The sequence below is a fragment of the Polyangium spumosum genome (assembly GCF_009649845.1).
Lineage (GTDB): Bacteria > Myxococcota_A > Polyangia > Polyangiales > Polyangiaceae > Polyangium > Polyangium spumosum.
In genome coordinates, this window is sequence record NZ_WJIE01000010.1 from 89,686 (window position 1) to 112,274 (window position 22,589).

Below are 22,589 nucleotides of genomic sequence, written 5' to 3' on the forward strand. Positions count from 1 at the left end.
GAGCGGGGAGGTTGGCAAGGGGCATGGCCGTTGCGCGCGCCCGCTGCCCCGGGCAAGATGGCTCGCATGGGCGACCCCGCGCGAAAGATCAAGCCGCCTGTCAAGCCTGCGACGCTGGAGGATCTGCTGGCGATCCCCGCGGAGGAGCGCCGTCACGAGATCATCGACGGCGAGCTCGTCCCGAAGGAAGCGTCGAGCCCGCGGCATGGCCTGGGCCAAGTCAGCATGAGCGGACAGCTCTGGAGCGTCTTCGGAGGTCCACCAGGGCGCCGGGGCCCGGGCGGCTGGTGGATCCTCTCGGAGGTCGAAGTCCTCTTCGCCCCGGATCAGCTCTACCGCCCCGACATCTCCGGCTGGCGTCGTGAACGGTTGCCCCGGCTGCCCGACACCTGGCCCATGACGTTGCGCCCCGACTGGGTCTGCGAGATCCTCTCCCCGAGCAACACCACGAACGACACGGTCAAGAAGCGCCGCACCTACCACCGTTATCAGGTCCCCCATTACTGGATCCTCGATCCGATGCGCGGCGAGCTCACGGTCTACCGCTGGGCGGACGGCGGGTATCTGGTCGTCGCCGAGGCCACGCGCGGCGAGCGTATCCGCGCCGAACCTTTCGACGCCGTCGAGCTCGATGTGGATGAATTGCTCGGGTACGGGGAGGAAGCCGAAGAGGAGACGCCGCCCGCGGGCGAGCCCGAGCCCTGAGGGCGCGGCGCCTTGACAATGGCCGCCGCGCCCCCGTAGCCTGCGCCGCGACATACGGAGGAACCCCATGGCTGCACCGAGCTTCGCCCACGTCCCCGAGGAGGGGTTCAAATCCTTCGCGCAGGAGCTCTCGCAGGGAGCGTGGGCGCTCATCGATACCAAGCCTTACGCGGGGCCCGGCGACACAAAAGCGAAATCGCTCGGCGACGCGCCGCTCCTCGTGACGTGCAAGCTCCGGCTCACGTGGGTCATCGCCGAGCTCGTCTCGGCCCGAGGCGGCGCGGACAGCGCGCAAGCCGCGGACGACGCCTGGGACAGCGCGCAGCGCCGCGGCCAGAGCCTCCTCCACGCCGCGACGCTCGACCCGAGCCCCGACCGGCGCGCCGCGGCGACGCGCCTCCAGAAGGCGCTCATGAAAGGTACGGGCACGGCCCAGACGAAGCTGCGTTATCAGCAGGAGGTCGATTACGGCCGCACGCAGCTCTCGCTCGCGAACGAGCCCCAGAATGCAGCCGACATCGATCTGCTCGGCCTCGGCGGCTGGCTCGTGGAGGTCGAGCAGGCGACGGAGTCGCTCGCCGAGGCGATCGGCTACGAGCAAGGCACGGGCCGCCGGCCGTTCCAGCGCAGGCGCGCGGCGCTCTCCGCGTGCTCGACGAACTTCGTGGTCGTGGAGAATGAGCTCGCCTGGGCGCTCCGCCACGGAGACGAGGCCGACCACAAGCGCGTGAGCGCGCTCCTCGAATCGCTGCACGGCCTCGCGAGGCGATACCCGCCGCCCGCCCCGGCGAAGCCCGAGGCATAGCAGCGTCAGGTCCCATCGGCGCTTCGGCGCGGAAGCGGCGCGCCGGATGGAGCGCGGCGGAGGGGGGCGCCGTTCGGCGTCGGCGACGGTCGGGGGCGCCCGTCCGGTCGAGCGCCGCTTTCACGGATCATCGCTCGGCGGCGCGTGGATCTCGGCCGTCGTCGCTCCCCGGCATCGCCGCCGGGGGCCGTCACCGATGCCGGGGAGCGGTGATCCGGCCCGGCGGCGGTGCGGCGTGGCGGCGCCGCGGCGGAGCGCCGATGCCAGGTCGGGCTGCCGGCGCGGAGCGGCGCGGGCGGGGGGCGGTGAAGCTCCCTGCGTCGGTCTCCGTCGTTGTTCGGCCGAGTCACGTGTGATTCGATACTGCCATGCGAGCCATGGGGAGACGCCGCTTCGTTGTGCTGGGCGTGCTGGGATGGGTATTCGGTGGGGCATGGATGACGGGCGCGTGCGACGGGTCGAGCGGGCGCTTTCCCCCTCTCGACGTGAAGCCCCCCGACACGTCGACCGAGACGCCGGAGCAATGCCCGGACACCCTCGAATATCCGTGCAAACGTTACCACATCCCACTCGTGGGAAATCCGAGCACGGACGTGGCGCTGCGCGCCAAGTACATCGCGGCGTTTGGCTCGGCCTGCTACACGTCCGAGCCGAGCGTGTTCGGAGACAGCACGTTCAACTGCTTTTACAAAACCATCGACAAAGCATGCAAAGACGCAGCGCTCATCGGCGAGGTGTCGGGCAATGCGCCGTATGACAAGGGCTATACGTGTCAGCCCGTCGCTGGCACGGATGACTACACGCTGCAGATCGGCCCGGATGTCGCGAACAGCCTGCCGGTACGGTACAGGGACGCGCCGAGGCAGACGCCGCTGGTCGTGGTCGACGGGGTGCCGGTGGAGGTGAGCGGGCCGTATCGGGACTTGGTCGATCCGGTAGAGGTCGCGCCGGGGTATGAGTTTGACGGCAACAGCGGCATTGGCGACGGCGATGGCGGTTCCCTCGAGCAGAGGGAGTGGGTCCTCGCGGTCAACCGCAAAAAGAACAAGGGCGAGATTCGTTCCGATCTCGCGGGCTTCAAGTTTCCTTGTAAGAAGGGCGAGCCAGCGATATGCACCGAGCCGGACTTCCTCGAAGATCCAGACGCCGAAGAAAGGTCGCCTTTTTTTGCGGATACGGTCGCACAGGTGCACCACGTCGTGCCCAGGAAGGACAAGCGCTGTTGCCCCTGGGGCACGAACTCGTACGAGAATGCGGCGGTCATCTCGGCGAAGCTCAACCGGCATTTCACGAACAACGACCCGCCGGCGGAGGAGGTGAAGAGGCTCAACGACGCGGCGGCGTACACGCCGTGATGCCGCGAGCGCACGTTTGTCACGACCACGTGGACGCCGAGAGCAACGTGGCGTAAGGAGGCAAGGTGATCGAGTGGAATCATCGGTACGGAAACCTCGACTTCGACCGAGGCGCCATCGTGCGCGCCGCGTTGCGCGCCTACGTCGAGGCCATCTTCGGGAGCGGCGCGCTCAAACGCGTGTCGTTCGCAGCCTGCGCCTACGCGGGATGGACGGGGGACCTCGAGCGGGGCGCTTTCCGTGACGACGACGGATGCGGAAACTATAACGTCGTGGCGTGGACCGAAGCGGGCATCGTCGGCCTCGCGTACGAGCTCGGGTGGGGTCCGATCGAGCAGCTCGATCTTTCGCCCTCTGCGGTGACCGGGGGCCCGGACGACGTGCGCGGGGCGGTGCCAGGGCTTCCCGAGGCCCTGGAGCCCGCCCTCGTGATGGCCACCGGCATGCTCGGAGTGGGACCCGAGCATGGACAGAGGGATGCCGGCGTGGGCTTCTGGCTCCACGGCGATCGCGCCGGCGGCACGTTCTTCGACGATCCGACATCGCCGGGCGCCAAGGGCCTGGCCATGTGGGGCTTGCTCCGAGGCGGTCGGCTCCTGCCGCCGATCTATCTTTCCACTCATCCAAGTAACAGCGCGGCCCTGGCGGAGTGCGACCGCAAAGATGCCCCCATCCACGCGCTCCTCGACGCCGTGGTCGATCGGAGGCTGAAAGGCCCCACCGAATTCACGCCCGCCGAGCTCGAGGCGCTCCGGGTCCCAGCGTCCGACCCGACGCGCCACCTTGGCGCCCAGCGTTTGCTTCAGAAGGTCGGCATCACCTGGCCCGGCTCGCCCGAGATCCCCGATCTGCCGCGGCAACGACGTCGGAACCCTTTTTTTCCCAACCCCCCGACGACGACGGTGCGCCCCCGTCGCGGCGTCGACCAAGGCACCCTCGTGCGCGCCGCATTGCGGGCCTACGTCGAAAACGTCCTCGCTCGGCTCGACCCGCTCGATCGCCATCCCTTCGCGGCCTCCTTCGTCCCGCGCTGGACCGGGGACCTCGAGCAGGGCGCCTTCCGGAATGGCGACGCAGGCGGGGGCTACGAGGTCATTGCCTGGAGCGACGCGGGCGTCGTCGGCCTCGCGTACGAGCTCGGTTATGGCCCGATCGAACACCTCGAGCTCCCGATCGACGCGGTGAAAGGCGGCCCGGACGACGTGCGCGTGGCATTGCCGGAGCTCCCCGCCGAGCTCGCGTCCACGCTCGAAATGGCCACCTGCCTGCTCGATGTGGGAGCGCATGGAGAGAAGCTCGCGAGCGTGGGCTTTTGGCTTCGTGGCGCAGAGGTCGGCGGCTCGTTTCACGACACCTACATCATGAAGGGCGCGGAGCGGCTGCGCGCGTGGCACTCCCTCCAAGGGGGACGGCTGCGGCGGTGGTATCAAGGCTCGTACGTGGCGGACCTCGGCCGCACGAAAGCCGCGCCCATCCAGGCGCTCGTGGACGCAGTGACCACCCGCGCCCTCGCCGGCCCCACGGAGCTCTCGCCGGACGAGCTCGCGACGCTGCTTCCCACCCCGCCCGATCCCGCGCGATTGCTCGAAGCGCGACGTTTGCTTCAGCAGGTCGGCGTCACCTGGCCCGGCTAGCCCGCGCTCCCCGTTTCGCCGCGGCCAAGCAGCTCCTGGCCCCTTTCAGGCGGCGAATGCGTGTCACGCGCCCATGACACCGAGCGGCGCCCAGCGTCGCGCGCCCATCACACCTGTCACGCCGCCGTGTCGCCCGCTCCGCGGCGAATTCGCCGGAATGCGCGAACTCGTGCGCCTGCGACGCTGGCACGGGCCGTGCCAATACGCGGCGCCTACGGACGACCCACGCGAGGGGGCAGGGAGAACTTCTCATGAACATTCGTGCTTCTTACCTTGGCAGGTTCGCTCTTGTCGCATCCGCGCTCCTCTTGCCCGTGGGCTGCGTGGCCGAAATGGAGGAAGGCGAGGGCGTGCTGGAGGTCGACGACGAGGTCGTCGCGGAGGCGGAGCAATCGCTGACGCCGGGGGATCCTTCGGACGACACCACGCTCTCGAGCACCTGCTCCTGGACCATCACCTGCGGCGGCGTGACGGGGAAGATGCGCTGGGGCAAGGACGGCGCGAGCTGCTGGTCCAATGCGCCGTCGAACATGCCGCTCGTGATGATCCTGCACGGCAATGAATACGGATACGACGAGTACGGGTACCTCCAGGCGCACCTCGCGCGGAATGGCTTCGTGAGCGCGAGCATCGACGTGGTGGCGCCGGCGCCGGATGGCAAGTACAGCCCCGACGCGACGACACACACGCAGACGGCGCAGGCCGCGATCGATTACCTGCGCAGCACCTGCTTCCAGGACGACTTCGTCGACAACTTCACCGTGGCGAACCCCGTGGACAAGCAGCACTTCGGCGTCGTCGGCCATAGCCGCGGCGGGGAGACCGCACGTTACGTCGCCTCGCTCCTCGCGAGCGCGAGCGATTTCGACGTCCGCGCGGTCGTGGCGATGGCCCCGACGCGCCACACCTCGCAGGACATCTGGGGCACGCAGGCCGAGGGGTATCTCCTGCTGCACGGATCGAGTGATCAGGACGTCGGCGTCCTCCCCGGCTTCGGCGCCCACGACCAGGCAGGGCACAACGACTGGAGCACGCCCACCGGGTTCGACCTCTTCCGGAGCATGAAGTTCTTCGCGGGCGGCACGCACGGCAGTTTTTCGGACGCCGGGACCAGCGCGGCGCAACGCAATACGACGCAGGGCTACGTGCACGCCTATCTGCGCGCGCACCTGAAATCGGATTGGGGTTATTACGAGGACTACATCCGCGGCGACGCCGTGCCCGGCACCTACGCGAACAGCGTGTTCAGCCAGTACAGCGACCCCACCGCCCGCCGCGTCATCGACAACGCGGAGCGCGCCAGCCTCTCGCCGAGCACCATCGCAGATACGGTGACCACGTCCGGCATCGGATCGATCACGCTGGAGGATGGAAGCCTCACGCTCGGCACGCCGCACGACACGAAGCTGCTCGTCATCTCCCCGAACGGCTCGAACGCCTTCGTCCGCTGGGCGATCCCGTCGGGCAAGCGCGACGAGACGAGCTTCAAGTACCTGAGCTTCCGGCTCGGGCAGCTCTCGGGCGCGACGGGGACCGACATCCAGATCGGCCTGACCAACAGCGGGGTCAAGACGTGGGTGAGCCTGAGCGATTACGCCGCGATCCCTCAGCCGCGCTCCATGTGCGTCCACGGGCTCGCCGGGGCCACCTGCGCGGACATCCGGACCCTCGCCCACATGCAGACGTTCCGCATCCCGCTCTGGGACTTCCCCGCGGTCAACGACGTGACGTCCGTGGAGATCAAGTTCAACGGCACGACCGGCAATGACCGCTCGTTCCTCCTCGACAGCGTGGAGTTCTCCGAGTTCGTCATCATTCAATGAGCAGGCGGTAGCACCTCGGCGGGCAGGGGAGCGGGGCGTAGGTCGGGCCCCGCGCCCCCCGTCCATTCTCCGTGCCCCTACTACGCCGCCGAGGAGCCCGCGCGGCGGCTCTCCACGCACGGCATCTCCGCGCTCTCCGAGCACGACGCCTGGCAGCTCTCGCCATCGGCCCAGGTGCGTGTGCCCGCGAAGGTTTGGGGGTCAGGGTCCGTTCGAAATTTGGACCATGACCATCGCCTGTGGGATGAGGGCCGCGTCCGGCAGGTATCCAACGTATGCCGGAGGAAGGTGTTGTACATCATGAAAAGTGCGCGTTTCGTCGGGCTTCTCGTCGCCACATTCCTGGGCTTCCAAGCCGTGACCGGTCTCACTGGTTGCGTGGGTGGGGCGGAGCCGAGCGAGGAGATGCCCGCAGGATCGGCGGTCGAGCAGGCGCTCGAGGGCACGGTGCTCATCGAGGTTGGCCGCACATCTCCCGAGATGGACCTCCTCATCGTTCGCGCGAACCACGAGGTCTCGATCGAGCTCGCCATCGAGGGCGCGGCGACGTTCGCCGATGGCTCCACGTATCAGTCGATCGTGGCCGGACCTGGCGACGTCGTGCGCCTCCCGGCCATCCAGGCGTCGGATACGGCCGATGAGAGCTTCATCCAGGTGAAGCTCGACGGGATCGAGCAGGAGCGGCAACGTATCGCCGTGCTACCCGAGGGCGGCATCCAGAAGATGAAGGACGCCTTCGCCGAGATGCCGGGCGCGATTCTCAGCGTCGGGGAAGGCTTCGCCGTCGTCGACGAGGGCTTCGTTGCCTCCGAAGCGAGCGCGGTCGGCTCCTCCGTTGGGGTCATGTTCGTCGACGAGGACCAGACGGTCCCGCTCGGCCTTTGCATTCGCGAAGCCTGGGGGCCCGGCAAGGTGAAGTGGAGCTTCAGCAACCCCTCCGGGTCCGGGTACTCGTCGAAGCCTGAATCGTCGAACAACCTCGTGTGGGCGGCGGCTCCCGAGCAGGCCACGGACGGCATTTACCGGAGGAGCTGGGGTTGCGGAAACGCCTACAAGATTCCCGACTCCTGCACCGCGACTGTGAACTCCAGCGGCAGCATTTCGTATTGCTGCAACCTGGCCATGCAGCAGCTCGGTCACGTGTGCCAGTGGGTCAACCCCGGCGCGATCGGCTGGCCGAACTGCCCTCTCTGAGCGACCAGCGGCGTGGTCAGTTCGCGGCTGACTGATGGATCTCCCGCGGGGAGATCCAGGGGCGAGGGAGGATGGCGAGCGCGCGAGAGCTTTCGCCTGCTACCATCCACCCGCCCATGACCACGACCGACACCGTCCAGCAAGCCAGCGAGAGCGACCTCCGCGCCCAGGGCCTCGCCGCGGCCCGCGATCTCTGCGCGTTCCTCGACCATTCTCCGAGCCCGTACCACGCCGCCGAAGAGGCCGCGCGGCGGCTCGCCGCGCACGGCTTCTCCGCGCTCTCCGAGCACGACGCCTGGCAGCTCTCGCCCGGCGATCGCCGCTATTTCATGCGCGCCGGCTCGATCGTCGCCTTCGTCGTCGGCGACGAGCACCCCGCGATCGCGGGCTTCCGCCTCCTCGGCGCGCATACCGACTCGCCCAACCTGCGCGTCAAGCCCAACGCCGACCTCTCGCGCTCCGGCTACCAGGAGCTCGGCGTCGAGGTCTACGGCGGCGTGTTGCTCTCGACCTGGCTCGACCGCGACCTCTCCCTCGCCGGCCGCGTCTTCTGCCAGCGCAAGGGCGAGCGGCCCGCCGCGCGCCTGCTCGACCTCGGCCGCGCCGTCGCCCGCGTGCCGAACCTCGCGATTCACCTCAATCGCGGCGTCAACAAGGATGGGCTCGTCCTCAACGAGCAGAAGCACATGATCCCGGTCGTCGGCCTCGGCGCGGCCCCCGACGTGCGCGCCCTGATCGCCCGTGAGCTCGACGAGCGGCCCGACGCGATCCTGGGCTACGACCTCTGCCTCTACGACACGGCCAAGGCCGCGATCGCCGGCCTCGGGCAGGAGTTCGTCCTCTCGGCGCGCCTCGACAACCTCGCGAGTTGCCATGCGGGCACGGCCGCGCTCGTCGCCGAGTCGGGCCGCGGCGCCTCGACCCGTATGCTCGTCCTCTACGACCACGAGGAGTGCGGCAGCCGCAGCGCCGCGGGCGCCGCCGGCACGGTCGTCAAGGACACGATCGCGCGGATCCTGGAGGCGTATCCGAGGAGCGAGCCGCAGGGCTTGCAGCGGGCGCTCGCGCGCTCGTTCCTCGTCAGCGCGGACATGTCGCACGCGCTGCACCCCAATTACGCCGACCAGCACGAGCCGCAGCACCAGCCCATGCTGAACAAGGGCCTCGTCATCAAATCGAACGCCAATCAGTCGTACGCGACGGACGGCGGCACGGCGGCGATCTTCGAGGAGCTCTGCCGCGACGTCGGTTATCCCGCGCAGAGGTTCGTGGTCCGCACGGACCTGCCTTGCGGCAGCACGATCGGCCCGATCACGGCCGCCGCGCTGGGGATCGCCACGGTCGACGTCGGCGCCCCGATGCTCAGCATGCACTCGTGCCGCGAGATGTGCGGGACCCTCGACGTGTACTGGTCCGTGGAGACGTATCGGCGGTTTTTGCGGGGGTAGGGGAGGAAGATTGGCCCGGCGACGAACCTGGGCGACTCGGCGACAAACGCCTCTCGCGTTGGTCGGGTGTACCTGCTAGGCTCCGCCTCGAAGGAGCACCCGCATGCCGCCCGAACTGCAACGGCTCGCTGACGAGATCCTCTCCTTGCCCGCCCCCGCGAGGGCCGAGCTCGTGCGTTGCATCCTCGTGAGCCTGAGCCGCTCCGAGAGTGAAACGATCAAGCAGACCTGGGCGAAGATAGCGGAGGAGCGCTGTCGTCAGATCGACGCGGGCGAGGTCGAGCTCCTCGATGGTGAGGACGTCCTCCGCGAGCTCCGCGCGCACGTCCGGTGAAGCGATGGTTCTTCCACCCCGCGGCTCGCAAGGAGCTGCGGGTGGCGATCGCGTTTTACGAGGTGCGTCGCGAGGGCCTCGGTGAGGAGTTCCTCGACGAAGTCGAGGCGACCATCCGTCGCATCTGCGACATGCCCGCGACCTGGCCCAAGCTCTCCGAGCACGTGCGACGGGCCCAGACGCGACGGTTCCCTTACGGCATCCTTTACCGCGAGCTCCGCCAGCGGATCGAGATCATCGCGGTGTTGCACCTCCACCGTCACCCGGACACCTGGATGGGCCGCTGAGCAGCCTCGCCCCGCATTTTCGCTGCCCTGGACGGCTGGAAATGCGCTAGAGAGTGTCGAAACTTCGACACCTGTGGGCTGAGCTGCCCGTCGGATGAACTTCCATGCTTCGTTACCGAGCCGACATTCGGACGTTGTGCTTCGTGGCGATCTACTTTGGGCTCGTCGCCGTGCAGTGGGTATTCTCGCCGACTGCGCTTTGGCTTGTGATCCCGCTCGTCGCGTTGACGTGTGTGTTCTCGTTCCTCGGCGCCGTGGCCACGCACAACACCGTGCATTGCCCCGTGTTCAAGCAGCGCTGGGCGAACCGGGCTTTCCAGGTCGTGCTGACGTTGACCTACGGTCACCCCGTCAGCGCCTTCGTGCCCGGCCATAACCTGAGCCACCACAAGCACACGCAGACGCGGAGGGACGTGATGCGCACGACGAAGGTGCGCCATCGCTGGAACCTGCTGAACGGCCTGCTCTTCATGCCGACCGTGGGCAAGGACGTCTTCCTCGCCGACATGCGGTACTTCAAGGCCATGTACCGCCAGAACCCGCCCTGGTTCCGGCAGATGATCCTCGAGGCCACGGTCTTCCTCGGCACGATGGGCGTCCTCCTCGCGCTCGATTGGAAGAAGTTCCTGCTTTATGTCCTCGTACCCCACCAGTATGCGGCCTGGGGCATCATCTCGATGAATTACCTCCAGCACGACGGCTGCGACCAGGACAGCGAATACAACCATTCGCGGAACTTCCTCGGCAAGTTCGTCAATTTCCTGGCCTACAACAACGGCTACCACACGATCCACCACATGGAGCCGGGCCTGCACTGGAGCCTCTTGCCCGCGGAGCACGCGAGGCGTATCGCGCCGTTCATCCACCCGAACCTCGATCAACGCTCGATGCTCGTGTACCTGTGGCGGACCTTCGTCTGGCCCGCCAGGCGGCGAACTTATGATGGAAAACCCGTCGAGATACCGGCCGAGGGCCCCGACGAGGAGTGGATTCCGCCGCCCCGCGAGGTCCGGCACGACCTCGGCGCGATCGCCATGTAGCGTCCAGAGTCCGCTCGGGTAGCATGGCGACATGCGCCCCTTTGGCCTCGCTTTCCTTTCGACCCTCACCATCCCCCTCCTCACCACGGGCTGCGGCAGCTCGCCGCTCGAGGAGGCGACCCGCGACTACGACGTCACGCGATACGAGCTCGAGGGCGCGTTCGATTGGAGCACGCGCAAGCTCGACGCGACCGTCGCCGTCACGCTCACCCTCACCGAAGACGCGCCCGCGATCACGCTCGACAGCCGCGTCGCCGTGAAGGCCGTGCGTATCGTCGGCGCCGAGGATCCCGAATACGAGGTCGACCCCGAGGCCGGCGTCCTCGCCGTCTCCCTCGAGGACGCGCCGAGCGCGGCGCGCGGGCAGACGCTCGTCATCGAAATCGATTACCAGGCCAGCACGAGCGACAACCTGTACGCCGTGCAGAAGCGGCTCGGCGATCCCGTCCTCCCCCGCGCCCTCTACACGGACTCCGAGCCGCTCGGCGCGTCGTCGTGGATGCCCTGCAACGACGCGCCGACCGATCGCGCGCTCTTCTCGGTCTCCCTGAAGATCCCGGCAGCGGAGCAGCTCATCGCCAATGGCAGGCTCGTGCTCGACATCGTGGACGGGCCGGACGCGCACGTCGTGAAATACGAGACGGCCTGGACGCTGCCGACCTATCAAATGGCGTTCGCCGTGAGCCAGTTCGAGGTGACCAAGGCGCAGACGAAGACGGGTCTGCCCGTCGAGGTCTGGTCTCGCCTCGGCCTGCCGGGCAGCCACGCCGAGATGGCGAAGGCGCTCGCGGGGATGATCGATCACCTGACGCCGCTCGTCGGCGCATATCCCTTCGAGCGATATGCCCTCGTGCTCCTGCCCGCGTTCCCCGTGGGCGGCATGGAGAACGCGAGCATCTCGTTCCAGCGCGAGACGAGCAGCACGGAGCCCGGGATCCACGGCGATTATTACCTCGCCGCGCACGAGCTCGCGCATCAATGGTTCGGCGACCTCGTCACGGTGGAGGCCTGGGACGACATCTGGATCAAGGAGGGAATGGCGAACCTGCTCGAATACGAGGTCGGGCGCGTGTTCACGGACGCGAGCGGGCAGGGGACGCTGCACGGCGACCATTTCCACGGGGAGGACGGCGTACCCATCCGCGACCCGAGGCTCGCGCCGGCCGACAAATACACGTCGGGCCCGTACAGCCGCGCGGCCTGGTTGCACACGCAGATCCGGAGCCTGCTCGGCGATGAGGCCTATTTCGAGTCGGTGCGCGGGATCCTGAAGAAACACAGGTTCGGCGCGGTCGGGACGGACGCGTTCGTGGGCGCATTCGCCGAGGCGCTCGGGCCGGAGGCGACGACGCGGGTGCGTCGCGCGATCGACGCGAAGGTGATGCCGCGGATCGAGCTCCGGGCGGCGCCGGACGCGGCGTTCGAGGTGGTCGTCGAGGACCCGGACGTCGCGCTCGTCGCGCCCCTGGTCGTGCGCTGGTACGGGGCGGATGGGTCGGCCGAGGAGGTGTCGCTCCGGCGCGGCGAGGTGGCGACGATCCCAACCGCGGCGACGGAGGTTTTGCTCGTCGTGGATCCCGACGACGTGCACCCGGAGCTCGAGGTCGCGGGGGAGGACACGCTCGTCGAGGCATGGACGCGGGCGCGGGCGCCGCTCTCGGCGGACGCGAGGGCCGTGTTCGCGGGGCTCGGCGGCGCCGCGCAGGTGAGCGGGCTCCGGGCCGCGGAGGCGTCGGGGGCCGCGATGGTCACGCCGGCGGAGGTCGAGGGGCTCGTGAGCGGGCTCCACGCGGACGGGGCGAAGGCGCTCGCCCTGCGGCTCGGCTGCGGGATCGCGGCGAGCGCCGAGGATCCCGCGGAGCAAGAGGCCTGGAAGGGCGTCCTTTCGCCGATGCTGGAGGTCGGTCCGCCGTCGTTCGGGCTCGGGTGGATCTCCGCGGGCGTCGGCGCGTGTAACGACGTCGCGCCGCCGGAGGAGCTCTTCGCCGCGGAGTGGCCAAAGCTCGAAGCGGGCCTGATGGGCGAGGAGATGGCGTTCACGCGGCTTTTGTACCTCGGAGCGTGGCAGCTCTCGGAGGATCACGAGCTCGCCACGTTCGGCGCGGTGGCCTCGAAGGCGACGTCGCTGCGGGCGCGGCGGATCGCGCTGGATCACCTGGCGCGGCGCGCGCCCGGCGTGACGAACCCGTCGTGGGTGGACTTTTACCTCGGGCTCTTGCGCGAGACGCGGACGTCGGAGACGTTGCCGTCGATGATGGGCGCGGCCTCGTGGGTGGTCTTCAACACGGGGATCGGGCGGGACGAGTTCATCACGGAGCTCGGCGAGATCCTGCACGAAGAAGCGACGCGGCCGGCGCACGCGCGGGCGGTCTGCATCGGCGTGCGGCTCCTCGGGGACGCCCCCGGGGCGAGGGACACGTTCCTCGCCGGCCTCGCCGACGCGCCGCTGTCGGAGGCCGCGCGAAAGCTCGTGAAAAATCCCGAGGCGTGTTTCTGATCAGAGCTCGATCCGCTCGCCCTCCCGCGCGCACGGGATGGGCGAGTGAGCCGGGTCGTGAAAATCCGGGTAATGAATGAGCCGCATGCGGCGCTTCACGGCGTCCGGGAGCCCCACGAGCGAGGCGAGCGGGGTGTGGACGCCGAGGTTCGTCTCGTGGAAAAAGAGGTCGGCACAGGCGAGCCAGTCGACGAGCGTGGGGTCGAAGGCCGTGTCGGCGCTGTAGCCGAACGACAGGCCGCCCGCGGAGAACCTGAGCGCCGCCGTGGGGATGTGGTGGATCGTCGGCCGCCATTCGAGGTCGAGATCGCCGATGGGGTTTTTCCCGGGTCCGAGCGGGACGACGTTCGCATAATCGTCGAGCGTGAGCGACGAGCGGGTCCCGTCGGCCGCCATGAGGGTATCCATGCCGCCCCGGAGCCGCGTCTCCCAGAGCCCCGCGAGCACATCCGGGCTCGCGTGGAGCGTGATCCGCTTGCCCGTGACGAAGCGCTGGAAGAAGAGGAGCTGCTCGAGCCCCCCCACGTGATCGCCGTGCAAATGCGTGATGATCACGCGATCGACGTCGGCGAGCCCCACGGGCGGGCCGCCACGCGCGCCGAGGTCGCCGAGCGCCCGCCCGAGCGCGGGAGGCGCGTCGACGAGGATACGCGTCGAGCCGGCCTCGACGAGGAAGCAGGCATTGAAATAACGCGTGGTGAAGGCGTCCCCCACGCCGACGACACGCACGACGAGCGAGCTCATGACGGCCTCCCGTCGTGCGGCGTCGATTCTGATTTTTTCGGGGTTCGGGGCGTAGGGCGCCTCGGGCGACCCGGAGCCCCGAGCGGTGAGGGGTGAGACATGGCCATGGCGCGCCCCGATGGTGCCCCATCCGGGCGAGCAGAGCCAGCGGCCTCCACCTCGGGCCACGCGAGGGGAGCGACGAGCGCCGCTCCCCCTGCATGTGAGCCGCGGTCAATGCGTGCCGCGCGCCTCACCACCCTTGCGCCCAATCTGAGCCATGTGGGCCCGATCGCTCGACACGGCCTCGCCGCCCTTGCGGCCGATCTGCGCCATGTGCTCGCGGTCCTGGCTCACGCGCTCGCCGCCCTTGCGGCCGATCTCGGCCATGTGCTTGCGGTTCTGGCTCACGACCTCGCCGCCCTTCTTGCCGGCCTGGCGCGCCTCGTCGGGCGTGAATTCGTGGGCCGTGCCCTTCTCGTGCGCGGCCTTGCCGCCCTTGCTCGCGATGGCGCGCTGCTTGTCGCGCTCCATGGCCGCGAAGCCGCGCTGCGAGGCAGGCTTGCGCTCGGTCGTCGGCGCGAGGTCGCTCGAGGAGACCGGCGCCTCCTCGTCTGCGGAACGAGCCTGAGACGCCTCCGCCTGCTTCATTTCCTCCGCCTCGCCGGTCCTCGCGGTCTCGTGCTGGTCCTTCTCGATCATTTGCCCCTCCATGTTGACACCCCGCTCGATGCTCCAGCCGGGCGCCGTGTTGCTTCGCGGATTGCTGTTGGGCCGCGCGAAATGACGTCAAGCCGCGCTCGGTAGCGCGTGTTCCCGTTGCAATGAGAAAGGGTCCTGGATCGAGCGCTGCCGTGCTCGCCAGCTCGAACCGAGGACACGCTCGAAGCGCCCCGACGAACGGCGGAGCTCGACCGTGGGTTTTTCTCGTAATCGGGCCGGACAGACGACTTCATCGGGTTTGGCAGAGCCTCCCTGCGCGCTCGGTCGCTCGCCCGCCTCCCGGCGAGCGGGCGATCTCTCGCAGCCTGGCTGGGTCTGTCCCGTCCTTACCCGAGCGGTCGCACGATGGCGCGCGGGCAAGGAGGTGCACACCCCTCCGGCGTATACGCTCGCCAATCAAAGAAGAGACCACGCGGCTTCGCCGCGATGGACGCTCCCCAATCAAGCGGACGCGACGGCAATCTTCGATGCACGAGCCCGCTCATCGGCTTGCGATACCGCGTACAGAGCGGTTGTCCCGCCACGCCCCGTCGCGCGGGGTTTTGCGCTGCAAACAGGCGCGATACGCCAAACCCGCCCCGCATTGCGCCGCTCGAGCCGGGTTTTTCGGCGATTCACGGTACGGTGATGGCCTTACCCAGACGAACGGCGTCGACGAAGGTCTGTGGGCCAGAGCGAGGGTGTGGAGAGCCGTGAGGTTTCATCGGACGTCGAAGGTTGTTCTTCGCGGACGCGCCCGCTCCGCCTTCGGCGCAAGGACGCCCGCGCTTCGCCCCGTGGACGCTCGCCCTCGGCGTGGTGCGTTGTCGCCCGAGCTGCGCCGATGTCGGGCAAGGGAGGAGCGCCCCCGCGCGTCAGCGAGGGGATGGGCCCGTGGCGACGCCAAACGCGCGCAGGACGCGGTCGACGGTGGAGCGGCTGAGCCCGGTGGCCCTGGCCAAGGTGCGTCGGGACCAGCCACGCGCGCCCGCGGGCGTGGGCTCGCGGGTCCGGCGGAGAAGCTCGTTGATGCTTGCGTCCGTGATGCGTCGAGGGGCGCCCCGGCGTGGTCGGTCCTCGAGGCCTTGAAGCCGGTCGCGGACGAACCGGTCGAGCCAGCGCATGACGACCCGACGGCCGACGCCGACGTGCGTCGCGACGTACGCGACGTCATGGCCCTCGGCTCGAGCGAGCACAATCTTCGCACGCAGCGCCTGCCTGTGTTCGTGCGTGTCCTTCTCGGTCGGGGCGCGGGCGCGCGCTTCGAGGACCAGGCGTTCGTCGGGGGTCATCTCCACCTTCGGGGTCGTTCGTCCCATCGAAGGTGAACATGTGCGCAGCCTGGCTGCGTTCTCAGTTTTTGTTCAGGCGACCAAGCGGAGCCGCGAGAGGCCGGCGGGCGAGGTCAGAAGGTGCCGCGCAGGCCGGCGCTGCCGATGCCGATCCAGGGCTCGACGCTCGCCTGGGCGGGCGGGGTCGGCTTGGGGGCCTTGGGCGCGGTCAAGAGGAGAACGACGCCCGCGGCGATGCCGACGCCGCCCACGACGAACCCGACGTTCGCGAGCGTGGACTGGGTGTCGATGCTGTTGCGGTAGTCCACGTACTTCTGGGGGTACTCGGGGACGTCTTTGCGCAGGTCTCGGCAAGGATCACCGGCGGCGGCTTGATCCCGGCAGAACGCCTTCATGTCCGACGTCGCCGTGAGGAAGCCGATGCCGGTGGCGATGCCGAGGACGCCGAAGGCGCCGCCGACGCCGAGGCTGACGTACCCGAGGATCCGTTGCGTGGAGCCCGGGGCCTTCTTCGGCGTGTCGCCGCCGGGAGGCGTGACGACGCCGCCTCCGAGCTCGGCGCCGGTCTTGGGCTTCAGCTCGAGCACGGCGCGGGCGGCTTCTTTCTCGTCGACCTTGAGGTCCAGGGCGGCCGAGGACGCCGGGGTGTCGGCCTCGACGCGGTGCACGCCGGGGTTCAGCGGGGTCTTCACGCCGATGAGCGCGCGCGGGAAGATCTTGCCGTCGAGCATGACCGTCGCGGCCTCCGCGCCGGCCCCCGTGACGGTGAGCTCGATCGTGGGGATACGCGGGGTGAGCGCCGCGAGCTCCTTCCCGGCCGTCTCCTGCGCGTCGCGGAACGCGTCGGGGGCCTTGTCGTCGAGCTGCAGGATCGTGATGGATCGGTACTTCTCCGCGGCCTCGACGAGCCGGCCGAGCTTCTCCAGCGTCCGCGCCGCGAGCAGCTTGACCGTCGGCGCGTTCACGAGCGCGTCGGCGCGTTCGAACTTGACGAGCGCGTCGGCGTATTTGCCTTGATCGTAGAGCGCGAAACCCTCATCAGCGAGCGCGCGGGCGGCGATACGCACCTGATCGTCGAGCGGCTGTGCCCCCACGGGCGAGGCGCAGAGCACTGCGCTCACGAGCAGCGAGCCGATCCACTTCGACAACCGCATCGTTTTCCTCACGCTCCTTGGATCCGTCCGCGAACGGGACCGCCCGCGTCCGTCATATCCCCCAGTCCGGCTTCTTCTTGGTCGTACCGGACTTTTTGTTCGTCGTCCCGCCCTTGTTGATCGGGTAACGCGTGGTCGCCGTCGGAGCCGCCGTCGCGCTGGGCGTCGGCGGGCTCTCCGTGGCCGCCGCGGTGGGCTCGCTCGTGGGCGGCGTGATCGGATCTGCCGAGGCCGTCGTCGGCGCGGCGACCGTCTCGCTCGGCGGCGGCGCGGCCGGGGAGGCCGTGGGCGGCGACGCCGAAGGGTCCGTCGCCTCCGTCGTCGTCGGCGGGCCACCCGTCGAGGTGAGCAACACGGCGACGGTCACGCCGCCGATGAGCACGGCCACGGCGGCGCCCGCGAGCACGGCGGGGCGCAGCTTCTTTTGCGCGGGCGCGGCCGGCGCCACGGCCGAGACGAGGCCGCGGTGGGTCATCGTCGTCGGATCCGGCGTGCTCGTCTTGGCGAACGCCGAGGGCTCGGGGCCGGGGCTCGACACGCGCGCCTGCGGCATGACGATGTTCGGCAGCGACGGGTTCGTCGTCTTGAAGTTCCAGATGCCCGACTGATCCGGGCAGAGGATCCAGCGCAGCGACTCGGCGAGCTCCTTCGCGGTCTGGAAACGCTCGTTCGGCTCGCGCGCGCAGGCCTTGGCGAACCACGCGTCGAAGCCCTCGGGGATGGGCGCGACCGCGGACGGCACGGGCAAGGGGCGCGCGCAGATCTGCACGATGAGGTCGCCGAGCGCCTCGCTGTCGAAGGGACGCTTGCCGGTCACGCACTCGTAGGCGATGACGCCGAGCGCCCAGAGATCGGCGCGTTGATCGATCGTCTTGTTCCCGAGCGCCTGCTCGGGGCTCATGTAGCAGGGCGTGCCGACGACCGATCCGGTGCGCGTGGCGACGCCGCCCTGGCTGCCGAGCACGCCGCCCTGGATCGACTTGGCGATGCCGAAGTCGAGGACCTTCGCGATTTCCTCGTCGTCGTTGCGGACGAGGAAGACGTTGCTCGGCTTGAGATCGCGGTGGACGATGCCGGCCTCGTGCGCCTTGCCGACGGCGCGCGCGATGTGCGTGATGATCGTCGTGGTCATCAGCGGCGGGAGCACCGGCATGCGCTCGAGGCGCTGCTCGAGCGTCTCGCCCTCGAGCAGCTCCATCGCAATGTACGGCAGTGCCCCGTCGTAGCCGTGATCCTGGACCTGCACGACGTGCGGCGTGCGCAGCGCGGCCGCGGCCTTCGCCTCGCGGAAGAAGCGCTGGACGATCTCGCTATTTTCGTTCGCGCCGCTCGCTCCGAGCAGCTCGACGTCGATCAGCTTGATGGCCACGGGCGCGCCGAGCGTCATGTGCTCCGCGCGCCACACCTCGCCCATCGCTCCCTTGCCGAGGAGGTCGATGAGGCGATATTTCCCGGCGATCACGGCTCCGGGGCCCAAGCTACTCATGCTCGTATCAGCTTACTCCAAGTCGTGCCGAGCTTGGAAGGATCGTGCGTGCGGGAAAAGTACGACGGGCCCGTGTGTGTTCACGCGCGCGACCCGCGGGTTCACGCGTCGTTCGGGCCCATCTGCGATCTTCTTCACTATCAGCCCGATTGCTTCGCGAAATCCTTCATGAAGTTCACGAGCACCTCGACCGACGCGAGCTCGACGGCGTTGTAGAGCGAGACCCGGATGCCGCCGGTGACGCGATGGCCGGCGAGGCCGACCATGCCCTGCTTGGCCGCCTCGGCGACGAACCGCTTCTCCAGATCCTCGGTGGGGAGCCGGAAGACGACGTTCATCACGCTGCGGCTCTCGCGCTCGACCGGTGCGCGGTAAAACCCCGAGAGCTCGTCGAGCGTGGTGTAGAGCAGGCCCGCCTTGGCCCGGTTTTTCCGCTCGACCTCCGCCAGACCGCCCTGCTCCTTGGCGATCGCGAGGACGTTGCGCACGAGGTAAATCGCGAACGTCGGAGGCGTGTTGTAGAGCGAGTTGTTCTCGGCGTGCGTCCGGTACTGGAAAATCTTGGGGATGTCCTTGCGGCCACGCTCGACGAGATCCTTGCGCGCGACGACGACCGTGACCCCCGAAGGGCCGATGTTCTTCTGCGCGCCGGCGTAAATCAGCGCGTACCGCCGGACGTCGATGGGGCGCCAGAGGAAGTCGCTCGACATGTCCGCGACGAGAGGGACAGCGCCGGTCTCGGGGACGTCGTGCCACTGCGTGCCGAAGAGCGTGTTGTTCGTCGTGATGTGCACGTAGGCCGCGTTCGCATCGAGCGAGAGCTCGCTCTGCTTCGGGATACGCGCGAAGCGCTTGCCCTCGGCCGTCGACGCGGCCACGCGGACCGCGCCGACCCGCCCCGCCTCCTCGTACGCCTTCTCGGACCAGCCCCCCGTGAGGACGTAATCGGCGCTCTTGTCGGCAGGCAGGAGGTTCAGCGGCACCATCGCGAACTGGTGGCTCGCCCCGCCCTGGAGGAAGAGCACGTGGTAGTCGTCGGGGATCGAGAGCAGCTCGCGCAGGAGCGAGAGGGCCTCGTTGTGCACGCCCTCGAACGCCTTGCCGCGGTGGCTGTGCTCGATGATCGACATGCCCGTGCCCTCGAAATCGAGCAGCTCGCGCTGAGCGCGCTCGAGCGCGGCGAGGGGGAGCGCGGCCGGTCCAGCGTTGAAGTTGTGCACGCGAGCCATCGTCGGGTCTCCTCTGCGAAGAGGCGCGCGAAAGGCGACGCGCCTCGTGGCGCGACCGTATAGCACGAGGGCACAGGTGGCGGAGCCGCGCGCGTGGTGCTCTACTCGAACCGGCCATGAAGAACGACGCGGCAGCCGGGACGACGCCGGGCGCGCGCGCGGACGGGCCCCGCGAGCCGCGCCTCTTCGCCGAGTACCCCGCCCTCGCGCGCAGCGTGCCCTGGCTGCCGCTGCTCGCGGGGCCCACGCCGGTCGAGCGCTGCAAGGCGATCACGAGCTACCTCGGGCGCGACGACGTCTGGATGAAGCGGGACGATCTCGCGTCGCCGCTCTTCGGCGGCAACAAGGTCCGGCGCTTCGAGCACATCCTGGCCGACGCGAAGGAGCGCGGCGCGCGCGAGATCCTCACGGTCGGAGGCCTCGCCTCGACGCAGGTGAGCGCGACGATCCTGTTCGGCCGTGCGCTTGGCTTCGAGGTAACGAGTGTGCTCTTCGATCAGCCCGTCACCTCGTTCACGCGCCGCTCGATCCTCCTGCAAGCGTCGGCCGGCGGGCGCTCGATCCACGGCGGCGGGTATACGCGGACGGCGATCCTCACGGCGCGGGAGCTCGCGCGGGCGCGGAAGGCGTACTTCGTGCCGCCCGGCGCGTCCGGGCCGATGGCGAACCTCGGCTACGTCGGCGCCGCGTTCGAACTCGCCGATCAGGTCGAGCGGGGCGAGATGCCGCGGCCGGACGTCATCGTCCTGCCCGCGGGCAGCGGCGGCACGGCGGCGGCGCTCTCGCTCGGGATGATGCTGCTCGGCTGGCCGACGACGGTGGTCGCCGCGCGGATCACCGAGCGCGTGGCCTGCAACCGCGTGACGCTCCGGCTGCTCGTCGAGGCCACGGCGCAGAAGCTCGCGCGTCACGCGGGATCACGCGTGCTCCGGCGAAACCTGCCGCCACCGCGCTTCGAGGTCGACCACGGCGTCGCGGGCCGCGGCTACGGGCACCCGACGCCCGAGGCGATCGAGGCGGCGCCCGAGGTGACGCGGTTGATCGGCGCGCCGGGCGAGATCACGTACAGCGGCAAGGCGCTCGTGGGCCTGCGCCGCGCGTGCGTGGCGTTTCCGGGCAAGACGATCCTCTTGTGGAACACGCTCTCGGCCACGTGGCCCGAGCCCTCGATCGGGCCGGAGGCGCTGCCTCCGGCCTTTCGACGGTTCTTCGAGGGGGACGTGCCGATCTAGGGCGCGAGAGGCGGCGGGTAGGGCGGGCCGAAGTTCTGCTCGGCGATGTCGTCGTAGGTCAAGAGCGGCGTCTTCGCGGCCTCGTCCGAGTAGAGCGGCTTGACCACGCAGCCACGCGTGCCGCACTGGTTGACCTCGCGGAAGGCCACGTCCGCGACCATCCAGAAGCGGTTGCCGCCGGGCAAGTTCTGGCCGTCGACCGGGGTGAACGTGATCGGCGACTCGGGATCGTAGTAGCCCTTCGGGCCGAGCTCGGCGGCGAGCGAGCCGTCGCAGTAGACCTTGATCGTCGGGTGCACGTCGTACATCTTCCCGTCGCTGCTGTAGTAGTGCACGCCGACCCGGAACCACTGGTTCTTCGGGGGGAAGTCGACGTTGATGTTCTCGGGCGCGCAGAAATCGGCGTCGTCCGGGTTCGTCTCGAGCGGGTCGCAGCCCCTGTTGTCGAGGTCGAGCCGCGGGTTGTGGCAGCCCTGGCCGAGCTGCTGCCATAGGATGCCCACGCCGCGCGGCGCGAAGTAGCAGGTGTTCTTCTCGAAGACCGGGTCGAGGTACCAGGCGACGGGATTCGGCGGCGTCGCGTTCGCGGGGAACCACTGCGGCGCGTTCAAAGAGGCGGGCGGATCGAAGTCGCTGAACACGCAGTTCGACCACGTACAAACTTGCGACTTGCCCAGGACGGCCCAGGGCTGCGTGTTGTTCGGCTCGTGCAGGTGCAGATCGAGGTCCACGCCGTCGTCGCCGAGGTCGTGCTCCCACTCGAGCTCGACGCGTAGGCCCGGCGCGCCGACGATGAGCGGATAGGTGCACATGCCCGTCCCGCCGCCGGGCAGGCCCTTCTTGTACGTCACGGTGTACTCGCCCGACTGCAGCGGCTTGAAGTCGTCCGAGCTCGCGCCGCCGACGGCAGGGCAGGGGCTCACGCCCTCGGGGCAAGTGACGGTCCAGGTCTCGGAGCCCGGCACCGCGTCGGCGCTGAAGTTCCCCGTGCCCTCCTTGAGGCCCACGTTGACGAAGGGCGCCGTCTGCATCGGGTGGCAGGCGTTCGTGTCGTTCAGGAAGCAACCCTCGGTCGCGTGTACGCCGCCTTTGCAGCTCGACCAGGACCCGTTCTCGCTGCACTTCATGGTGCCGTCGAAGCAGCCCGGCGTGCCGCGATAGGACGGATCCCCCTTGAAGCACGGATTCGCTTGGCCCGCGGCGCAGGGGCAAGCCTCGTCGACCTCGCCGTCGCAGTCGTCGTCGGTGCCGAGGTGGTCGGGGTCGCAGAGCTCCGTGGGCCCACATTTCGTGCCGCAAGGGTTGACCACGACGTCGGGCGGCGCATCGGCTCCGCCGTCGTCGGTGGGGATGAAGAGCCCACCTTCGCCGCCCATCCCGCTCGAGCTGGTCGGCGACTCGGTCGTGCCGCCGGAGCCGCCCTCGCCGCCGGAGCCGCCTTTGCCCGGTTCGAAGTTGTTGCCGGGGGACGTCGCCGAGCAGCCGGCGGCGATGGCCGCGCCAGCGGCGAAGCCCGCGAGCACGTAAACGAGCGGTTTCAAGGAGCGGCGACGGCGCATGGAAATCCTCCCGCCCCGGCTGGGGCGTGATGGCGGAACGAAAAGAAGGACACGTGAGGTAAGGGCGCGGCGAGCCGGTTTCCCGGGGCG

19 protein-coding genes are annotated in these 22,589 nt (G+C 69.1%); 12 read left to right on the forward strand and 7 right to left on the reverse strand.

Annotated elements, in window-relative coordinates:
- Positions 1–66 precede the first annotated feature (66 nt).
- The 11 genes from GF068_RS29760 (at position 67) to GF068_RS29810 (ending at position 13,122) form a co-directional block, all read left to right on the forward strand.
- A complete protein-coding gene (locus GF068_RS29760; RefSeq protein WP_153822880.1) occupies positions 67–705 on the forward strand; it encodes a Uma2 family endonuclease in 639 nt (212 codons plus the stop codon).
- 67 nt (positions 706–772) lie between these two features.
- On the forward strand, positions 773–1,510 hold the full coding sequence (locus GF068_RS29765; protein WP_153822881.1) for a hypothetical protein: 738 nt from the start codon (positions 773–775) through the stop codon (positions 1,508–1,510).
- 593 nt (positions 1,511–2,103) lie between these two features.
- Positions 2,104–2,865, forward strand: a complete 762-nt coding sequence (locus tag GF068_RS29770) for a hypothetical protein (protein ID WP_153822882.1) — start codon at positions 2,104–2,106, stop codon at positions 2,863–2,865.
- Positions 2,866–2,930: 65 nt separating this feature from the next.
- Positions 2,931–4,499, forward strand: a complete 1,569-nt coding sequence (locus GF068_RS29775; protein ID WP_153822883.1) for a hypothetical protein — start codon at positions 2,931–2,933, stop codon at positions 4,497–4,499.
- Positions 4,500–4,750: 251 nt separating this feature from the next.
- The gene (locus GF068_RS29780) at positions 4,751–6,322 is read left to right on the forward strand and encodes an alpha/beta fold hydrolase (RefSeq protein WP_153822884.1); all 1,572 of its coding nucleotides are present in this window, start codon (positions 4,751–4,753) and stop codon (positions 6,320–6,322) included.
- 357 nt (positions 6,323–6,679) lie between these two features.
- The gene (locus GF068_RS29785; protein WP_153822885.1) at positions 6,680–7,516 is read left to right on the forward strand and encodes a hypothetical protein; all 837 of its coding nucleotides are present in this window, start codon (positions 6,680–6,682) and stop codon (positions 7,514–7,516) included.
- A gap of 116 nt (positions 7,517–7,632) precedes the next feature.
- Complete coding sequence (locus tag GF068_RS29790; protein ID WP_153822886.1) at positions 7,633–8,964, forward strand: M18 family aminopeptidase; 1,332 nt, start codon at positions 7,633–7,635, stop codon at positions 8,962–8,964.
- A 103-nt stretch (positions 8,965–9,067) separates the two neighbouring features.
- Positions 9,068–9,298: an addiction module protein gene (locus tag GF068_RS29795; protein ID WP_153822887.1), complete on the forward strand. Its 231-nt coding sequence runs from the start codon at positions 9,068–9,070 to the stop codon at positions 9,296–9,298.
- Positions 9,295–9,585, forward strand: coding sequence for a type II toxin-antitoxin system RelE/ParE family toxin (locus GF068_RS29800; protein ID WP_206079582.1), 291 nt, complete (start codon positions 9,295–9,297; stop codon positions 9,583–9,585). Before GF068_RS29795 ends, GF068_RS29800 begins: the two co-directional genes overlap by 4 nt.
- A 143-nt stretch (positions 9,586–9,728) precedes the next feature.
- Positions 9,729–10,625, forward strand: coding sequence for a fatty acid desaturase family protein (locus GF068_RS29805; RefSeq protein WP_338046634.1), 897 nt, complete (start codon positions 9,729–9,731; stop codon positions 10,623–10,625).
- 31 nt (positions 10,626–10,656) lie between these two features.
- The gene (locus GF068_RS29810; protein WP_153822889.1) at positions 10,657–13,122 is read left to right on the forward strand and encodes a M1 family metallopeptidase; all 2,466 of its coding nucleotides are present in this window, start codon (positions 10,657–10,659) and stop codon (positions 13,120–13,122) included.
- Here the strand turns inward: GF068_RS29810 and GF068_RS29815 are convergent, their stop codons facing one another.
- The 6 genes from GF068_RS29815 to serC all read right to left on the reverse strand — a co-directional run bounded on the left by GF068_RS29815 (position 13,123) and on the right by serC (position 19,708).
- Entirely contained in the window at positions 13,123–13,866 is a 744-nt protein-coding gene (locus tag GF068_RS29815) for an MBL fold metallo-hydrolase (RefSeq protein WP_153822890.1), read from the reverse strand.
- Between the two features lie 213 nt (positions 13,867–14,079).
- Positions 14,080–14,547: a KGG domain-containing protein gene (locus GF068_RS45500; RefSeq protein ID WP_170319743.1), complete on the reverse strand. Its 468-nt coding sequence runs from the start codon at positions 14,545–14,547 to the stop codon at positions 14,080–14,082.
- Between the two features lie 875 nt (positions 14,548–15,422).
- Positions 15,423–15,866 (reverse strand): helix-turn-helix domain-containing protein, encoded by a 444-nt coding sequence (locus GF068_RS29825; protein ID WP_153822891.1) that lies wholly within the window; start codon positions 15,864–15,866, stop codon positions 15,423–15,425.
- Positions 15,867–15,952: 86 nt separating this feature from the next.
- Positions 15,953–16,993: a tetratricopeptide repeat protein gene (locus GF068_RS29830; RefSeq protein ID WP_153822892.1), complete on the reverse strand. Its 1,041-nt coding sequence runs from the start codon at positions 16,991–16,993 to the stop codon at positions 15,953–15,955.
- Between the two features lie 52 nt (positions 16,994–17,045).
- Entirely contained in the window at positions 17,046–18,479 is a 1,434-nt protein-coding gene (locus tag GF068_RS29835) for a serine/threonine-protein kinase (protein WP_153822893.1), read from the reverse strand.
- Between the two features lie 140 nt (positions 18,480–18,619).
- Positions 18,620–19,708, reverse strand: coding sequence for a 3-phosphoserine/phosphohydroxythreonine transaminase (gene serC, locus GF068_RS29840; RefSeq protein WP_153822894.1), 1,089 nt, complete (start codon positions 19,706–19,708; stop codon positions 18,620–18,622).
- Between the two features lie 116 nt (positions 19,709–19,824).
- Between serC and GF068_RS29845 the strand changes: the two genes are divergently transcribed.
- On the forward strand, positions 19,825–20,940 hold the full coding sequence (locus GF068_RS29845) for a 1-aminocyclopropane-1-carboxylate deaminase/D-cysteine desulfhydrase (RefSeq protein WP_153822895.1): 1,116 nt from the start codon (positions 19,825–19,827) through the stop codon (positions 20,938–20,940).
- On the opposite strand, the gene GF068_RS29850 is transcribed toward GF068_RS29845, so the two are convergent.
- Entirely contained in the window at positions 20,937–22,499 is a 1,563-nt protein-coding gene (locus GF068_RS29850; protein WP_153822896.1) for a hypothetical protein, read from the reverse strand. The genes GF068_RS29845 and GF068_RS29850 overlap by 4 nt on opposite strands.
- Positions 22,500–22,589: the final 90 nt, after the last annotated feature.

Excerpts from the sequence above, each read along its gene's own strand:
- GF068_RS29760 (WP_153822880.1), top strand. The coding sequence starts at position 67 with ATGGGCGACCCCGCGCGAAAGATCAAGCCGCCTGTCAAGCCTGCGACG.
- GF068_RS29765 (WP_153822881.1), top strand. The coding sequence starts at position 773 with ATGGCTGCACCGAGCTTCGCCCACGTCCCCGAGGAGGGGTTCAAATCC.
- GF068_RS29780 (WP_153822884.1), top strand. The coding sequence starts at position 4,751 with ATGAACATTCGTGCTTCTTACCTTGGCAGGTTCGCTCTTGTCGCATCC.
- GF068_RS29790 (WP_153822886.1), top strand. The coding sequence starts at position 7,633 with ATGACCACGACCGACACCGTCCAGCAAGCCAGCGAGAGCGACCTCCGC.
- GF068_RS29795 (WP_153822887.1), top strand. The coding sequence starts at position 9,068 with ATGCCGCCCGAACTGCAACGGCTCGCTGACGAGATCCTCTCCTTGCCC.
- GF068_RS29810 (WP_153822889.1), top strand. The coding sequence starts at position 10,657 with ATGCGCCCCTTTGGCCTCGCTTTCCTTTCGACCCTCACCATCCCCCTC.
- GF068_RS29815 (WP_153822890.1), bottom strand. The coding sequence starts at position 13,866 with ATGAGCTCGCTCGTCGTGCGTGTCGTCGGCGTGGGGGACGCCTTCACC.
- GF068_RS45500 (WP_170319743.1), bottom strand. The coding sequence starts at position 14,547 with ATGATCGAGAAGGACCAGCACGAGACCGCGAGGACCGGCGAGGCGGAG.
- GF068_RS29825 (WP_153822891.1), bottom strand. The coding sequence starts at position 15,866 with ATGGGACGAACGACCCCGAAGGTGGAGATGACCCCCGACGAACGCCTG.
- GF068_RS29830 (WP_153822892.1), bottom strand. The coding sequence starts at position 16,993 with ATGCGGTTGTCGAAGTGGATCGGCTCGCTGCTCGTGAGCGCAGTGCTC.
- GF068_RS29835 (WP_153822893.1), bottom strand. The coding sequence starts at position 18,479 with ATGAGTAGCTTGGGCCCCGGAGCCGTGATCGCCGGGAAATATCGCCTC.
- serC (WP_153822894.1), bottom strand. The coding sequence starts at position 19,708 with ATGGCTCGCGTGCACAACTTCAACGCTGGACCGGCCGCGCTCCCCCTC.
- GF068_RS29845 (WP_153822895.1), top strand. The coding sequence starts at position 19,825 with ATGAAGAACGACGCGGCAGCCGGGACGACGCCGGGCGCGCGCGCGGAC.
- GF068_RS29850 (WP_153822896.1), bottom strand. The coding sequence starts at position 22,499 with ATGCGCCGTCGCCGCTCCTTGAAACCGCTCGTTTACGTGCTCGCGGGC.